Here is a 14540-nt window from a genome sequence, read left to right as displayed (position 1 = left end):
TTTTATTATGGTACAGGTAGACCTTATCACCGGCTTTTTGGGCGCAGGCAAAACCACCTTTCTGCGCCGGTATGTCCGGTATCTGGTGGCACAGGGCCACAATGTCTGCATTCTGGAAAACGACTTCGGCGCAGTGAACGTGGATGCCATGCTGGTGCAGGACCTTCTTGGCCCGAACTGCGACCTTGAGACCATCAGCGGCGGATGCGACTGCGACACCCACCAGCGCCGGATGCGCACCAAGCTCATTGCCATGGCCATGCGCGGGTTCGACCGGGTGGTGGTGGAACCCAGCGGCATCTTTGATGTGGATGAGTTTTTTGATGTGCTGCGGGACGACCCGCTGGACCGCTGGTATCACATCGGCAATGTGATCGCCATAGTGGATGCCATGCTGCCGGAAACGCTTTCGCCGCAGGCTGAGTATGTGCTGGCATCCGAGACGGCCAACGCGGGCCGGGTGCTGGTCAGCCGTACCCAGTTGGCCGGGCAGCAGCAGACCGCTGCCGCCGTGGCCCACCTGACCCGTGCGCTGGAGGGCTGCAAGTGCTCCCGCCGCTTTGCGCCGGAAGAGATCATCACCAAGGACTGGGCACGGCTTACCGATGCCGACCTTGCCGCCATTGCGGCCTGCGGCTGCAGGCAGGCCAGCTGCGAAAAGCTGCATTTTGACGAGCACGAAGCCTTCAGCTCTCTGTGCTTTCTGGAGCAGCACCTGACGCTGCAGCAGCTGCAGGCCGCTGCCGACCATCTGTTTGCGGATGCCGCCTGCGGCCATGTGCTGCGGGTGAAGGGCTTTGCACCGGACCCGCAGGGCACCACCGGCTGGCTGGAGCTGAACGCCACCGCTGCCGGCAGAACACTGGAACCCATCCCGCAGGGGCAGGATGTGCTCATCGTCATTGGCGAAGGACTAGACAGGGCAAGAATCGAAACGCAGCTTCACCGCTGAGCTTTCAACGAACGTTGTAAAACTGGTGCAAAAAAGGAGAACAGAATCATGAAAAAGAACCCGCAGATGCCCTCGGCGCGGCGCATCCTCGGCATGGTGGTCGGTATTGTGATCATCGGGCTGGGCATTGCACTGTTCAAGCAGTCTCACCTTGGCAACGACTCCATCAGCGCACTGAATATGCGTCTGGCCGAGATGCTGGGCATCTCGCTGGGCGTGCAGAACCTGTGCACGAACATCCTGTTCTTTGCACTGCAGTTCTGGTTCGGGCGCAAGTACATCGGCCTGGGCACCTTTGTCAACGGCATTGGCGTCGGGTTCATTGTCACGGCCTTCTACGACCCCATTGCAGCCCACTTTGGCCCGGCCGAGGCGCTGGGCCTGCCGGTGCAGCTGCTGTGGGTGGCGCTGGCGGTGCCGGTCACGGCGCTGGGGGCTTCGCTGTACCAGACGGCAGATCTGGGCATCGCCCCGTACGATTACCTCTCGCTGGGCCTGCGGGACTACACCCCGGTGCCGTACTTCGGCTGCCGCGTGTTCACCGATGCACTGTGTGCGCTGCTGTGCTGGCTGCTGGGCGGCCTTGTGGGCATCGGTACGCTGATCTGTGCCTTCTGCCTGGGGCCCTTCATCCAGTTCTTCAACGGGCTGGTGTCGGAGCGGGTGCTGCACTACAAGCCGGGCGGCCAGTAAGATCGGGAAATCAAAAAGGCGTGCACCTCCTTTGCGGAAGTGCACGCCTTTTGCTGTGCAGAAATCAGAACTTGAACAGCGGGGTGCCGGCCAGCACATCGCCCTCGGCCAGCATCTTCAGCTCGCCCATGTCATCGCCGTTGGTCACGATGATGGCGGTAGCGGTGGGATGGCCTGCGGCGCGGATGGCGTCCAGATCCACCTTCAGCAGCGGGGTGCCGGCCTTGACCTTATCGCCCACCTTGACCAGTGCCTTGAAGCCCTTGCCCTGCATCTCCACAGTGTCCATGCCAACATGGATCAGGATCTCGATGCCGTCCTCGCTGGTCAGGCCCACGGCGTGCAGGGTGGAAGCCACCTGTTCCACGGTGCCGTCAAACGGAGCATACACGGTCTTGCCGGTGGGCTCGATGCCGCAGCCGGGGCCAAGGATGCCCTGTGCAAAGGTCTCGTCGGGGATGTCGGCCTGTGCCAGCACCTTGCCGCGGATGGGGGTCAGAACGGTCTTGCTCTGACCGAAGAATTTGACAGTCTCTTCCTGCTCGGTCTTGCCGCCGAACAGCTTATCAAAAAAGCCCATGTTAAAATACCTTCTTTCCGATCATTTCATAGAGCCAGCTGGCCGGAACGCTGTCCTGCAAGGCCCACCGTCTCCAACCCATTGGTCTACCCAAAAGATACCACATTGTGAAAGGAATTGCAATTGGTATCCCGCATAAAACCGGCAGAAAATCTTCGGCAGGGTCACATCAGGTCGATCAGCTGCTCGATCTCCTCCATGCGGGTGGCCCAGCTGGTGGCAATGCGCATCACGGTGTGGGTGTCGTCGTACTTCTCCCAGAAGCCGAACTTTGCCAGTGGCTCCAGCGCTTCCAGCTGGCTGTTTTCCAGAATGGGGAACACCTGATTGGTGGGCGACTCCATATAGAAGCGGTAGCCCTTGGCAGCAAGGCCCTCCTTCAGACGGTCTGCGGTTTCGATGGCGTTCCGGCTGATGCGGGTGTACAGATCGTCGGTGAACAGCACATCGAACTGCAGGCCCATCAGACGGCCCTTGGCAAGCAGCGCGCCCTGTTGCTTGACCATAGTCATAAAGTGGGCCGGTGCGCCGTGGGGGAACACCACGGCCTCGCCGCACAGCGCGCCCACCTTGGTGCCGCCGATGTAGAACACATCGGTCAGGCGGGCGATATCCTGCAGGGTAACATCGGTGCCCTTGGCCATCAGACCGTAGCCCAGGCGTGCGCCGTCCATGAACAGGGGCATGTGGTACTCCTGACACACAGCGTGCAGCTCTTCCAGCTCAGCCTTGGTGTACAGGGTGCCGTACTCGGACGGGTGAGAGATATATACCATGCCGGGGAACACCATGTGGTCGTGGTTGGCATCGGCATAGAAGGTGGCGCACCAGTCGCGCACATCGGCGGCGCTCACCTTGCCCTCGTGGGCGGGCAGGGCAATGACCTTGTGGCCGGTATACTCAATGGCACCGGCTTCGTGTGCAGCCACATGGCCGGTGGCAGCAGCCATCACGCCCTGCCAGCGCTGCAGCATGGACGCAATGACGATGGCGTTGGTCTGGGTGCCGCCGGAGATGAAGGTCACGTCTGCATCCGGGCAGCCGCAGGCAGCGCAGATCTTTGCTTTGGCGCTGGCGCAGTAGGGGTCGGTGCCATAGCCGGGCACCTTTTCAAAGTTGGTCTCGGCCAGCTTTTGCAGGATGGCAGGGTGTGCACCCTCACAGTAGTCGTTCTCGAAATACAGCATATCGTTACTCCTGATCCAGTGAGATAAAGTGTTGATAGGGCTATTCTACTACGGGGGAGAGGGAGTGTCAAATCGCGTCCCTCTTTACGGCAAAGGATTTTTACTGTATCTTTAGTTTTTCTATGGTATAATGCGGGAAACGGAATATATTATTTGGGAAGGGGAATGTGCATGAAAAAACAGACGCTTGTGCGGGATGCCACCGTAATGCTGCTGGCTCTGTTCGCCGCCTATGCCATGGTGATGCTTACACAGGCCGTTATGGGCCGCATTGAGGGCGTAGCAATGCTTATCTTTATGCTGGCGGTATTCGTCACCTCTATGTATACAGAAGGTTATGCGTGGGGCGTGGCGGCTTCGCTCATCAGCGTGCTGGCTGTGAACTTTGCCTTCCTCTCACCGTATTTCGCCTTCAACTTTACCCTGTCGGAAAACCTGTTCTCCGGCCTTGTGATGCTGGTGGTGTCCATCATGACCAGCACCCTTACCACCCGCATCAAAAAGCAGGAACAGCTGCGTATGGAAAGCGAGAAGGAGAAGATGCGTGCAAACCTTCTGCGCGCGGTTTCTCACGATCTGCGCACCCCGCTCACCTCCATCTACGGTGCCTGCTCCACTGTGATCGAAAATTATGACTCGCTGGATAAGGAAAAGACCATTAAACTGCTTGGCGAAGCCTGCAGCGATGCCCAGTGGCTGACCCGCATGGTGGAGAATCTGCTTTCCGTCACCCGCATCGACAGCGAGAAGGTGACGGTGCAAAAGACCCCCACTGTGCTGGACGAACTGCTGGATACGGTGCTGGTCAAGTTCCGCAAGCGCTACCCGGAGATCCCGGTGGAGCTGGAAACGCCGGATGCCTTTATCGTGATCCCCATGGATTCCATGCTCATCCAGCAGGTGCTGATGAACCTGCTGGAAAATGCCGCTCTGCACGCCGAGGGCATGACAAAACTGACCTTGAAGGTGTTCACGGTGGGCAATCGTGCGGTGTTCGAGGTGACGGACAATGGCTGCGGCATCCCCAGAGAACGGCTGAAAACGCTGTTCTCCGGCACCGGCGGCACCGACCCGGATGTACCGGCAGACAGCCGCAAGCACGGCATGGGCATCGGCCTTTCGGTGTGTGCGGCCATCATCAAGGCGCACGGCGGCGAGATCAAGGCCGAGAGCCGTCTGGGTGAGGGAACGACCATCCGCTTCTGGCTGGAGACCGAAGAAATTGAAATGGAGGATGCAGAAGATGAGCAATAACAAATTCAAGGTCCTGATCGTAGAGGATGAGGCAAATATCTGCAGCTTTATCGAAACGCTGCTCACCACCAACGATTATCAGGCTCTGGTGGCTCATACCTGTACCATGGGCCTGACCCTGTTCGCCTCCCACAACCCGGATCTGGTCATTCTGGATCTGGGCCTGCCGGACCGGGACGGGCTGGAATTCATCCGCACCGTGCGGCAGAAGTATATGACCCCCATCGTAGTGCTCTCGGCCCGCACCGACGAGATGGATAAGATCGAAGCGCTGGATCTGGGTGCCAATGATTACATCACCAAGCCCTTCAGCACCGGCGAACTGCTGGCCCGCGTGCGCGCTGCCCTGCGGCTGAACCGCTACAGTGCCATGCACGGCGGCAATGCCCCGGCGGGTGAGTTCCGCGCACAGGGAATGCGCATCAACTATGACCGCCGTAAGGTGTTCGTGGACGAGCAGGAGATCAAGCTGACCCAGACCGAATACAACATCGTGGCGTTTCTTTCCCAGCACGCGGGCCGCGTGATGACCTATGCGGCCATCGTCAAGGCCATCTGGGGCGATACCGACATCGGCAGCACCAAAAAGCTGCAGGTGAACATGGCCAATATCCGCAAAAAGCTGGGCAGCCGTCCGGGCAGCAATGCCTATATCCTCAATGAGCTGGGCGTGGGCTACCGCATGATCGACGAGGATGCCCGCAGCGGGGAGATCAACGAATGATACTTGCACTGATCCTGTTTGCTGTTACCTATGTATTGATGCTGCGGCTGCAGCAGTACCGCCCGTGGGTGGCACTGTGCAGTGCGGTGCTCTTTATTGTGCTGGGCGAGGCAGGGGTCTACGAGTTTTCACTCCGCGCCGCGCTGCAGGCCGTGGATTATAATGTGCTGCTCATGATGGCGGGCACCATGGGTACGGTGGCACTGTTCATCGAGAGCAAAATGCCTGCCCGCCTGGCGGAAATGCTTATCGTCCGTGTGCCGGATGTCAAGTGGGCGGTGTGTATGCTGGCGCTGTTCGCCGGTGTCATCAGTGCTTTTGTGGACAATGTGGCCACGGTGCTCATGGTGGCACCGGTGGGCCTTGCCATTGCCCGTAAGCTGAAGATCTCGCCGGTGCCGGTGCTCATTGCCATTGCGGTGTCCTCTAACCTGCAGGGCGCGGCCACGCTGGTGGGCGACACCACCAGCATCCTGCTGGGCAGCTTTGCCGACATGAATTTCTTCGATTTCTTCTGGATGCGGGGCCGTCCGGGCATCTTCTGGGGCGTAGAGCTGGGCGCACTTGCTTCGCTGGCAGTGCTGCTGTGGCTGTTCCGCCGCGAGACCCAGCCTATCGCCGCAAAGGTGGAGACTGAGGTGGAGGACGATGTGCCCACTGCCCTGATGCTGCTGACGGTGGGTCTGCTCATTGCGGCATCTTTCCTGCCGGAGCCTGCAGCCGGGCCGCTGCACACGGTGTACGAGCTGCGCAGCGGTCTTGTGTGCATGGGGCTGTGCCTGTTTGGCGTGGCGCGCGCCTGCCTGCGGGCAGGGTCGGCAAAGCCGCTGGCGCATGTGCTGGGCGAGCTGGACTGCGATACCCTGCTGCTGTTGTTTGGCTTGTTCATCGTGATCGCGGGCATCCACGCGGCGGGTGTTATCGACGCAGCAGCCCGGCTGTTCCATGCCGTGGCAGGGGAAAGCCCTTTCCGGCTGTTCACCCTGCTGGTGGTGGTGTCGGTGGTGCTTTCGGCCTTCATCGATAACATCCCTTACGTGGCCGCCATGCTGCCGGTGGTGCAGAGCATCGCCGCCCTGATGAACGATGGCGTGGGCGTGGAACCCTATGTGTTTTACTTCGGCCTGCTCACCGGTGCAACGTTGGGCGGCAACCTGATCCCCATCGGTGCTTCGGCCAATATCGCGGCCATTGGCATTCTGCGCAAAAACGGCGAGACCGTCACCACCCGCGACTTCCTGCGCATCGGCGTGCCCTTTACGCTGGCTGCCGTGCTGGCAGGCTATGCGTACCTGTGGCTGGTGTGGGGCAAAGTCTGATCTTCTGGCCTCCGGAACGGCTGCCTGCTGAAGAAAAAAAACAAAGAAACTCCGACCCTCTGCACCGCCGGAAAATCGGCCTGCAAAGGGCTTTTTTCGCGAAAGTATGACGTTTTGTAGTGAGGAAAAAGTTTTTTTGAAAAAATGCTTGACAATTCTGCCATATCTGGTATAATAACTATCGTTCCGAGCGTCACAGCTCACGAATACAACAGAATATGCGGATATGGCGGAATTGGCAGACGCGTTAGATTCAGGTTCTAATCGGGGCAACTCGGTGGAGGTTCAAGTCCTCTTATCCGCACCAAACCATGAAAATCCGAACCTTTTCTCGATAGGAGAAGGGTTCGGATTTTTTGTTTTCTTCGGAAAGCAAAATGAAGGCTCCTTCCCGACGGCTGTGTGTCCAAAACCTTATCAGAAGAACCGTATAACAAAAGTCACAACTGTAAAGGTGCCGTAAGGCAGAAAGGACACAAACATGAAGTACGATGCAAGAGCCTGCCATTTCAACATGGATACCGGCTGCGTGGAGCTGCTGCTCCGGGATGGGAGAATGATCTCCATTGACTGCACTGGGGTCGAGGATGAATTGGACGTGACCATGGCGCAGAGGTTGGAGTTAGATTATCTCATCTACAATGACCCGCTTGGCTATGCAGACTTGATTCTGAACGGCGAACCAGAGGAGTATCTGAAGAATGTGGCGGGAAGTCACGGATTAGAAGATTAAGCATAAAAGGGTATGCGGCTATAAACCGCATACCCTTTTACACTTTATCGCTTCCAGACCGCTGCGGCATTGGAACGTGACATCAGTTCTTCGACCGGGATTCCGGCTGGGCAGATGTCCTGGCACGCAAGAGATTTTCCGCAGCCTTCAAAATAAAGCTGACGATACGCATTTGCGAGTTCTGTCTGATGGGCAATATCCTGTTCTTCGTTCAGAATACGGTAAGCGTTGACGGGCAGAACAGCTCCAGCAAATTCACTGTTCGGGTCAAAGTTCGGGCAGACCTCCAAGCAGCAGCCACAGAGCAGACACTTAGCAGATCGATACCGCTGGCTGTGCGTATAGCTGGTCTGGAACGCATCTCCTTCCAGCCACAGCTTTGTCCGCTTCAGTGCTTCAAAGATCACGGAACGGTCTACGACCAGATCTTTCACCAGTGGGAATTTGCTCAAAGGCTCCAGAGTAACAACGCTTCCCTTACAGTCCCGCAGAAAAACGGAACAGGCAAGACGAGGCAGACCATTGATCCGCATGGCACAGGCACCGCACTTGCGTATCATGCAGCCGCATTCCCACGCAATGGGGGAAACGACCGTTCCGCTCTTTTCGCACAGAGGGCTGCGGTGATTCAGCTCGTTCAACACCGAAGCAATCGAGGTGTCCGCACTTCCCTCAAAGGAAAACTCCTGCCAGCAGGGTGAAGCCTGCGGGTTTTCCTGCCGTTTGATTCGGATGGTGTAGTTCATAAATCATGCCGCCTTTCGGGGATGGATTCAAAGCTGATGGCGATATGCTGCCCGTTCCAGTGTGCCACGGTGGTTTTGCAGTAAACGGCATCGTTGCGTTGGGGATAATCTGCCCGCCAGTGCGCACCCCGGCTTTCTTTTCGGGCGAGGGCACTTTCCAGCATGGCACAGCCCAGAAGCGGAAGGGTGCCAGACAGTTTGCGGATTTCCTGAATGCCCGCTTCCAATGTCTGTGCATCCCGCACGACACCGAGTGCGTTCAGCAGGATACGATTCATCTGCATTTGAGCGTCCGGGGAAAGTTCGGGCAGAAGGGATTCTTCGGCACAGGGCATATTGGGGGAACTGACTGTTTCCCGGCAGGCAGTTTCCGCAGCAATCTGTCCTCCATAGATCGCACCCAGAAGAGAATTTCCACCCAGACGGTTTGCGCCATGGTACTGAGCGCAGCATTCACCGGCAGCGTACAGATTCCGCATCGAAGTGCGGTGCCGCTCGTCCACCTGAATGCCTCCCATAAAGTAGTGGATACCCGGCAAAATCGGAATGGGTTCTTTGCGAATATCTTTGTGCAGATAGGTCTGACAATCATCCACCAGTCCGGCAAGTTTATGCTCCATGACTTCTTTAGGAAGCTCTGTCATATCAAGGAACACCTCATAGTCACGGCTGACCGTCCAGACTTCCCGCGCGGTGATGTCACGCGGCATCAGGTTGCCGAGTTCCGGATATTTTTCTTCCATGAAATACCACGGCTTCCCGTTCCGTAATGCAAACAGCCGCCCGCCCTCACCACGGGCGGCCTCACTCAGAAGCATCCGTTTTTCGCCCAGTTCGACCGTGGTAGGGTGGTACTGGATCATTTCAAGATTTGCCATCGGAACGCCCAGACGGAACAGTTCTGCGGTGACTTCTCCGGTATTGGCAAGAGAGCCGGTCGTATCACCGAATAAGCCATGCAGCCCGCCTGTGGCAATCAGGACGGCATCGCATACAAACCGCAGCAGTTCGCCAGTATAGGTGTCCTGCACTGTGCAGCCACCGCAGATGTTCCCGGAAAGCAGCAGGGTGCAGAACTTATGGTGTGGAAAGCGTTCGACCGTTCCTGCGCTTTCTTCCCGGCGCACAGCATCAATCAGAGCGGTCATTAGCTGCTTTCCCGTATCGCTTTGTGCAAAGGCCGTCCGCTTTTTCTTCTGTCCGCCAAAATTCCGCAGGTCGAGTTCATCGTCATCTGTCACGTTGAATTGTACTCCCAGATGGTGCAGGCTGCGCACCAGTTCGGACGCAGCCTGCGTCATCCCCCAGACTGCATTCGGGTCAGCAAGTCCACAGGCAGCGGTCAGGGTATCTGTATAATGCTGCTCCGGGCTATCCTCCTCTCCCTTGGTATTCAAGGCTGCATTGATTCCGCCCTCTGCCATAACAGACTGCGCCCGCTCGGAGGCAAGGGAGGACACCAGCTTTACCGTCCAGCCGTTTTTCACAGCAGTCAAAGCAGCGGAAAGCCCTGCCAGCCCTGCACCCACGATCACCAAAGTGTGTTTCATACATTGTTCCACCCGATATAATATAGAATGATCGAACCGGCAGCAAACAGCACCAGTATAGAAAGAATCAGATAGAGGTCGCCGCGCTGCTCCTTATCCCGGACGATGCCCAGCGATACCAGAAGGGGTCGGAGATTGAGCAGAAGATGCACAAATACCGAAGCAACCAGTAAAAGCTGCGTCAGCAGCCGGACCGTTGTGAACGGAAACAGAATGTATACGCCGTCCTGCACTCTGCCGAACACGCCAATATGGAAAAAGAGCATGAGCAAAATAGCAAGCCCACTGGTGCGCCTTGCCCAGAACAGAGCATTCTGCTTTCCGTAGAGTTTTCCGCCGGACCGGGAAGCCCGGAATGTCTGTGCGGTCAGCAAAAGCCCAAGGACGGTGTGCGCCGCCAGAATGCCAACGCCGATCCATGCCAGAAACTTTCCTGCCCCGGAACTGATGCCCAGCAACATAAAACTGCCCATCAGCCCATGAAGCAGACAGATGAAAAGTAGCAGAACGGAGAGAATGGTGTTCAGTTTTCGCATGAGGGGTCCTCCATTTCTTCTGCGGAGAGCAGAAGGATGTCTGCATCCGGCAATGCTGTTGCATCAAGCGTATTTTCCGAAACCAGCAGCAGTTGATACCGCCCATTGATTGCACGGGAACGCAGCATGGTTTCGCTGTACTGCTTCAACGTGACATCTGCTCCGGCAGCAGTCAGGCGTTCACAAAGAGCCGTTGCATAGCAAAGCAAGGGATAGTCTGTTTCGCAGACCGAAAGCGTCATGTGCGGCAGTCCGGCATCGGAAAGGACTTCTGTCTCACCGGAAACAAATGCTTTCAGATCATTCCGGAAATCCGCATCGGAAAACGGTTCCAGCGCAGGGTTGATGCAGAACAGATAGTTGCCCTCCAGCGGTGCGGCCATCTGTGCGGCACGTTTCGCTTTCGGGGTCGCACCGGTCAGCCCATCCAGAATAGAGGGCGGCGAGTGCATAAATACGCCAAACGCGGCAAGAAATCCCAATGTCAGAACCAGAGTGATGAATTTTCCTTTCACAGGCAGACCTCTTTTATTTATTGCATGGTTGTTCAAATGAAAAATCTTCTGCGCAAAATACGGCAGTTGAGTAAACGCTCAACTATATTGTATGCGAAATAAGGAGGCTGTCAAGGTCTGTTAGACGACAAATCGCAGGAAGCAGATGCTAACTTTTCCTCTTGACAACGGAGGAAGAGCAGATATAATATGATTGAACGGTTGTTCAACTACAAAACAAGGAGAACGTCTGATGTCAAATTCTTTATACACCTGTAATTGCGATGTGATCCATGAGGACATCGTGAACGATGTAAAAGGCAAAATGCAGCCGAAAGACGACTACATCCAGCTTGCATCGCTTTTCAAGCTGTTCGGAGATGGCACAAGAGTGCAGATCCTTCATGCTCTGGAACAGAGCGAGATGTGTGTATGCGACCTTGCGGTTCTGCTGGGCGTCACCAAATCGGCGATCTCTCACCAGCTGAAAGCACTCCGGCTTGCCGGACTGGTCAAATTCCGCAGAGAGGCCCAGATCGTGTATTATTCGCTGGCGGATGATCATGTAAAGGAGATCATCGACAAGGGATTTGAGCATTTAAGAGGATGATCGCGCAAGCGATTATCTTTTTGTCTTTTAAGTTGAGCGATTGAACAATTAAGAAAACGTAGTGGAGGTCAAAATGAAAAGAGTATTCATCCTGAAAGGTCTGGATTGCCCGAATTGTTCCGCCAAGATAGAAAAAGAGGTCGGAGCATTGCCGGGAGTGGAATCCTCGGTTGTGAATTTAATGCAGCAGACACTGACCGTTCAGTCAGAAAAGTCTGCGGATGCAACACTGGCGGAACAGGTCGAAACGATCGTCCACAGCCACGAGCCAGATGTTGAAGTGTCGGAAAAGACCGAACCTGCGGTGACGAAAGTCTATCTCCTGAAAGGTCTGGACTGCCCGAACTGCTCAGCAAAGATCGAGAAAGAAGTCGGTGAGCTGGGTGGCGTGGCTTCTTCGACCGTGAATCTGATGAACCAGACATTGACTGTTCAGGCAGGAACATCGGTGGCTACCTCCCTGCTGGACACCGTTACCACGATCGTCCACAGCCACGAGCCAGATGTTGAAGTGTCGGAAAAGACCGAACCTGCGGTGACGAAAGTCTATCTCCTGAAAGGTTTGGACTGCCCGAACTGCTCAGCAAAGATCGAGAAAGAAGTCGGTGAGCTGGATGGCGTGACTTCTTCGACCGTGAATCTGATGAACCAGACGCTGACTGTTCAGGCTGGAACATCGGTAGCTGCTTCCTTGCTGGATACCGTTACCACGATCGTACACAGCCATGAGCCGGATGTTGAAGTGTCGGAAAAGCAGCTGGAAGCGACTGCACCTGTCAAAAAGGATGAAAAAGCGGCGGTCTATAACGATGAGGATAAGAAGCGCACGATACGGCTTGCCGTGGGTGCTGTGGTCTATGCAATCGGTATGGCATTGACCGTATTCGCAAAGCTGCCGACTCTGGCGGAACTGGCGTTTCTGATTGTGGCGTATGTGATTCTTGGCTGGGATGTCGTATGGCAGGCAGTGAAAAATATCACCAGAGGACAGGTGTTTGACGAGCATTTCCTGATGAGTGTTTCCACGATCGGCGCATTTGCCATCGGGGAATACCCGGAAGCTGTTGCAGTTATGCTGTTCTATCAGGTCGGAGAGTTCTTCCAGTCGCTGGCGGTAAAGCGTTCCAGAAAGTCCATCTCTGACCTTATGGACATCTGTCCGGATTCGGCGACCGTTAAGCGGAATGGCGTATTGCAGGTCGTTTCTCCGGAAAGCGTTGCGGTGGGCGAGATCATCGTGGTAAAACCCGGTGAAAAAATCCCGCTGGATGGCATCGTTGTGGATGGCGAATCCATGCTGGACACCAAGGCACTGACCGGCGAATCTGTGCCGAGAAGCATCCGCAAAGGCGATGAAGCCCTGTCCGGCTGCATCAACCAGAGCGGTTTGCTGACGCTGAAAGTCACAAAGAGCTTCGGGGAATCCACGGTATCGAAGATCACTGACCTTGTGGAGAATGCTTCTGCAAGAAAAGCTCCCACCGAGAACTTCATCACGACCTTTGCACGATACTATACGCCGGTCGTTGTTGGAATGGCGGCTGTGTTGGCGATCATTCCGCCGCTCGTCCTTGGCGGCGGCTGGTCTGAGTGGTTGCGCAGAGGTTTTGTGTTCCTGATCGTTTCCTGCCCGTGTGCATTGGTCATTTCTATTCCCCTGACCTTCTTCGGCGGTATTGGTGCCGCATCCAAGCGCGGTGTGCTGGTAAAGGGCAGCAACTATCTGGAAGCACTGAACAAAGTGAGCGTGGTGGTCTTTGATAAGACCGGCACCTTAACAAAGGGTGTTTTTGAGGTCGCAAATATCATTCCGGCAGCCGGATACCAGAAAGAGCAGGTATTGGAGTATGCTGCACAGGCAGAGAGTTATTCCAACCACCCGATTGCAAAGTCGATTCTTGCGACTTATGGAAAGCCAATCGACCAGAAGCAGTTCTCTGACTTTGAGGAAATCTCAGGACACGGCATCAGCGTTATGGTGCAGGGAAAGAAGGTACTGGCTGGCAACAGTAAGCTGATGGAATCTGAAAAGATTGCCTATGCCGCTTGCGATGCAGCCGGAACAAAGTTCTATGTAGCAGCGGATGGTAGCTATGTAGGCTGTATCCTGATCGCAGATGAAGTGAAGCCGGACAGCAAGTGCGCAATCGCAGAGCTGAAAAAGATCGGCGTGGAAAAAACTGTTATGCTTACCGGCGATGATGAGCGAATCGGCAAGTCGGTGGCAGACGAACTTGGTCTGGATGCATATTATGCACAGCTCTTGCCCGACCAGAAGGTCGAAAAGCTGGAAATGCTGGATAAGCAGAAACGGCAGGGCAGCAAACTCGCCTTCGTGGGCGATGGCATCAACGATGCCCCTGTTCTTGCCCGTGCAGATGTCGGCATTGCCATGGGAGGTCTTGGCTCGGATGCCGCGATTGAAGCTGCGGATGTTGTTCTGATGACAGATGAACCATCGAAACTTGTAGAAGCCATTGATGTTGCAAAGGCTACGAAACGGATTGTGATGCAGAACATCGTGATTGCTCTTGGCATCAAGAGCGTGTTCCTTGTTCTGGGCGCACTCGGCATGGCCGGTATGTGGGAAGCCGTGTTCGGTGATGTGGGTGTCACGATCATCGCTGTTCTGAACGCAATGCGGATTCTGAAGAAATAAGCACAAACAAAAACAGGGTGCGCCCACCCGGACGCACCCTGCAAAAATCCACACACAATAAGTAAGGCAGGGAGTTCCCCAGCGGGAACTTCCTGTTTTTCTTTGGTTGCAATATGAGCCTGTTCCGCCTGCCACGCGGCAAACTCCCGCTGCCCTTCCTCGCTGTTCCAGCAGGCAAGGATCGCCGGGTAGAATGCCCGTGCCAGACGGTCGATGACATCATCGGGGTAAGGGGAAATGTTTGTGGACTTTTTCTTTTTGTTCAAACGCACGCTCCTTTGACTGTCCCACCATGGCAAAGCCGGGCGAGAAAATCAAAGTTCCAATTTTTATCAGGCGCAAGGGCGCGGATGCTTTCCGCCCTGCACTTGCGGCTGGTGGCTCATTGATGGCTTACAAGTGCCTGTCGTTATGCCGTTTTTTCTTCTTCAAGGGCTTCTGCAAGAGCCTTTTCCAGATAGGTTTCGATTTCAGTCAGGTAGTTAGCAGGCCTCTGCATTGCG

General features: G+C 55.7%; 14 protein-coding genes and 1 tRNA gene. 9 read left to right on the top strand and 6 right to left on the bottom strand.

Features of this window, described 5'->3' with window-relative positions; translation table 11 throughout:
- Window positions 1–7: 7 nt before the first annotated feature.
- A complete protein-coding gene (locus WMO17_RS06625; protein ID WP_120121288.1) occupies window positions 8–952 on the top strand; it encodes a GTP-binding protein in 945 nt (314 codons plus the stop codon).
- 48 nt (window positions 953–1000) lie between these two features.
- Window positions 1001–1645, top strand: a complete 645-nt coding sequence (locus tag WMO17_RS06620) for a YczE/YyaS/YitT family protein (RefSeq protein WP_097777278.1) — start codon at window positions 1001–1003, stop codon at window positions 1643–1645.
- A gap of 64 nt (window positions 1646–1709) precedes the next feature.
- On the opposite strand, the gene WMO17_RS06615 is transcribed toward WMO17_RS06620, so the two are convergent.
- The gene (locus tag WMO17_RS06615) at window positions 1710–2225 is read right to left on the bottom strand and encodes a PTS sugar transporter subunit IIA (RefSeq protein WP_005944949.1); all 516 of its coding nucleotides are present in this window, start codon (window positions 2223–2225) and stop codon (window positions 1710–1712) included.
- 164 nt (window positions 2226–2389) lie between these two features.
- A complete protein-coding gene (locus tag WMO17_RS06610) occupies window positions 2390–3412 on the bottom strand; it encodes a threonine aldolase family protein (protein WP_005944946.1) in 1023 nt (340 codons plus the stop codon).
- A gap of 171 nt (window positions 3413–3583) precedes the next feature.
- Here WMO17_RS06610 and WMO17_RS06605 point away from each other — a divergent pair, with 171 nt between their 5' ends.
- The 5 genes from WMO17_RS06605 (at window position 3584) to WMO17_RS06585 (ending at window position 7442) form a co-directional block, all read left to right on the top strand.
- Window positions 3584–4666 (top strand): sensor histidine kinase, encoded by a 1083-nt coding sequence (locus WMO17_RS06605; protein WP_005944943.1) that lies wholly within the window; start codon window positions 3584–3586, stop codon window positions 4664–4666.
- Window positions 4656–5390 (top strand): response regulator transcription factor, encoded by a 735-nt coding sequence (locus tag WMO17_RS06600; RefSeq protein WP_044954127.1) that lies wholly within the window; start codon window positions 4656–4658, stop codon window positions 5388–5390. The genes WMO17_RS06605 and WMO17_RS06600 overlap by 11 nt, the downstream gene beginning before the upstream one ends.
- Window positions 5387–6709 carry an ArsB/NhaD family transporter gene (locus WMO17_RS06595; RefSeq protein WP_332376642.1) on the top strand — a complete coding sequence of 441 codons (1323 nt, stop codon included), beginning with the start codon at window positions 5387–5389 and terminating at the stop codon, window positions 6707–6709. The genes WMO17_RS06600 and WMO17_RS06595 overlap by 4 nt, the downstream gene beginning before the upstream one ends.
- A gap of 220 nt (window positions 6710–6929) precedes the next feature.
- Window positions 6930–7016, top strand: a tRNA-Leu gene (locus WMO17_RS06590).
- Window positions 7017–7190: 174 nt separating this feature from the next.
- On the top strand, window positions 7191–7442 hold the full coding sequence (locus tag WMO17_RS06585) for a DUF6061 family protein (RefSeq protein WP_015536698.1): 252 nt from the start codon (window positions 7191–7193) through the stop codon (window positions 7440–7442).
- A gap of 44 nt (window positions 7443–7486) precedes the next feature.
- On the opposite strand, the gene WMO17_RS06580 is transcribed toward WMO17_RS06585, so the two are convergent.
- Genes WMO17_RS06580 through WMO17_RS06565 form a run of 4 tightly spaced genes read right to left on the bottom strand, consistent with a single transcriptional unit; the run spans window position 7487 to window position 10789 of the window.
- Window positions 7487–8188 carry a succinate dehydrogenase/fumarate reductase iron-sulfur subunit gene (locus WMO17_RS06580; RefSeq protein WP_015536699.1) on the bottom strand — a complete coding sequence of 234 codons (702 nt, stop codon included), beginning with the start codon at window positions 8186–8188 and terminating at the stop codon, window positions 7487–7489.
- Entirely contained in the window at window positions 8185–9738 is a 1554-nt protein-coding gene (locus WMO17_RS06575; RefSeq protein WP_349137719.1) for an FAD-binding protein, read from the bottom strand. Before WMO17_RS06575 ends, WMO17_RS06580 begins: the two co-directional genes overlap by 4 nt.
- Entirely contained in the window at window positions 9735–10274 is a 540-nt protein-coding gene (locus WMO17_RS06570; RefSeq protein ID WP_005935830.1) for a hypothetical protein, read from the bottom strand. Before WMO17_RS06570 ends, WMO17_RS06575 begins: the two co-directional genes overlap by 4 nt.
- Window positions 10262–10789 carry a DUF6921 family protein gene (locus tag WMO17_RS06565; RefSeq protein WP_005935827.1) on the bottom strand — a complete coding sequence of 176 codons (528 nt, stop codon included), beginning with the start codon at window positions 10787–10789 and terminating at the stop codon, window positions 10262–10264. Before WMO17_RS06565 ends, WMO17_RS06570 begins: the two co-directional genes overlap by 13 nt.
- A gap of 232 nt (window positions 10790–11021) precedes the next feature.
- Here WMO17_RS06565 and WMO17_RS06560 point away from each other — a divergent pair, with 232 nt between their 5' ends.
- The gene (locus tag WMO17_RS06560; RefSeq protein WP_015536701.1) at window positions 11022–11378 is read left to right on the top strand and encodes an ArsR/SmtB family transcription factor; all 357 of its coding nucleotides are present in this window, start codon (window positions 11022–11024) and stop codon (window positions 11376–11378) included.
- Window positions 11379–11451: 73 nt separating this feature from the next.
- Window positions 11452–14037: a heavy metal translocating P-type ATPase gene (locus WMO17_RS06555; RefSeq protein WP_316542970.1), complete on the top strand. Its 2586-nt coding sequence runs from the start codon at window positions 11452–11454 to the stop codon at window positions 14035–14037.
- The last annotated feature ends 503 nt before the right edge of the window (window positions 14038–14540 follow it).

It is taken from the genome of Faecalibacterium faecis (assembly GCF_040096475.1).
In the GTDB taxonomy this organism is placed as follows: Bacteria; Bacillota; Clostridia; order Oscillospirales; family Ruminococcaceae; genus Faecalibacterium; species Faecalibacterium taiwanense.
Note: the sequence above shows the minus strand (reverse complement) of the source record. Positions and strands in the feature narration are given on the sequence as shown.

Coding starts and splice junctions, on each gene's coding strand:
- WMO17_RS06625 (WP_120121288.1), top strand. CDS start 8: ATGGTACAGGTAGACCTTATCACCGGCTTTTTGGGCGCAGGCAAAACC.
- WMO17_RS06620 (WP_097777278.1), top strand. CDS start 1,001: ATGAAAAAGAACCCGCAGATGCCCTCGGCGCGGCGCATCCTCGGCATG.
- WMO17_RS06615 (WP_005944949.1), bottom strand. CDS start 2,225: ATGGGCTTTTTTGATAAGCTGTTCGGCGGCAAGACCGAGCAGGAAGAG.
- WMO17_RS06610 (WP_005944946.1), bottom strand. CDS start 3,412: ATGCTGTATTTCGAGAACGACTACTGTGAGGGTGCACACCCTGCCATC.
- WMO17_RS06605 (WP_005944943.1), top strand. CDS start 3,584: ATGAAAAAACAGACGCTTGTGCGGGATGCCACCGTAATGCTGCTGGCT.
- WMO17_RS06600 (WP_044954127.1), top strand. CDS start 4,656: ATGAGCAATAACAAATTCAAGGTCCTGATCGTAGAGGATGAGGCAAAT.
- WMO17_RS06595 (WP_332376642.1), top strand. CDS start 5,387: ATGATACTTGCACTGATCCTGTTTGCTGTTACCTATGTATTGATGCTG.
- WMO17_RS06585 (WP_015536698.1), top strand. CDS start 7,191: ATGAAGTACGATGCAAGAGCCTGCCATTTCAACATGGATACCGGCTGC.
- WMO17_RS06580 (WP_015536699.1), bottom strand. CDS start 8,188: ATGAACTACACCATCCGAATCAAACGGCAGGAAAACCCGCAGGCTTCA.
- WMO17_RS06575 (WP_349137719.1), bottom strand. CDS start 9,738: ATGAAACACACTTTGGTGATCGTGGGTGCAGGGCTGGCAGGGCTTTCC.
- WMO17_RS06570 (WP_005935830.1), bottom strand. CDS start 10,274: ATGCGAAAACTGAACACCATTCTCTCCGTTCTGCTACTTTTCATCTGT.
- WMO17_RS06560 (WP_015536701.1), top strand. CDS start 11,022: ATGTCAAATTCTTTATACACCTGTAATTGCGATGTGATCCATGAGGAC.
- WMO17_RS06555 (WP_316542970.1), top strand. CDS start 11,452: ATGAAAAGAGTATTCATCCTGAAAGGTCTGGATTGCCCGAATTGTTCC.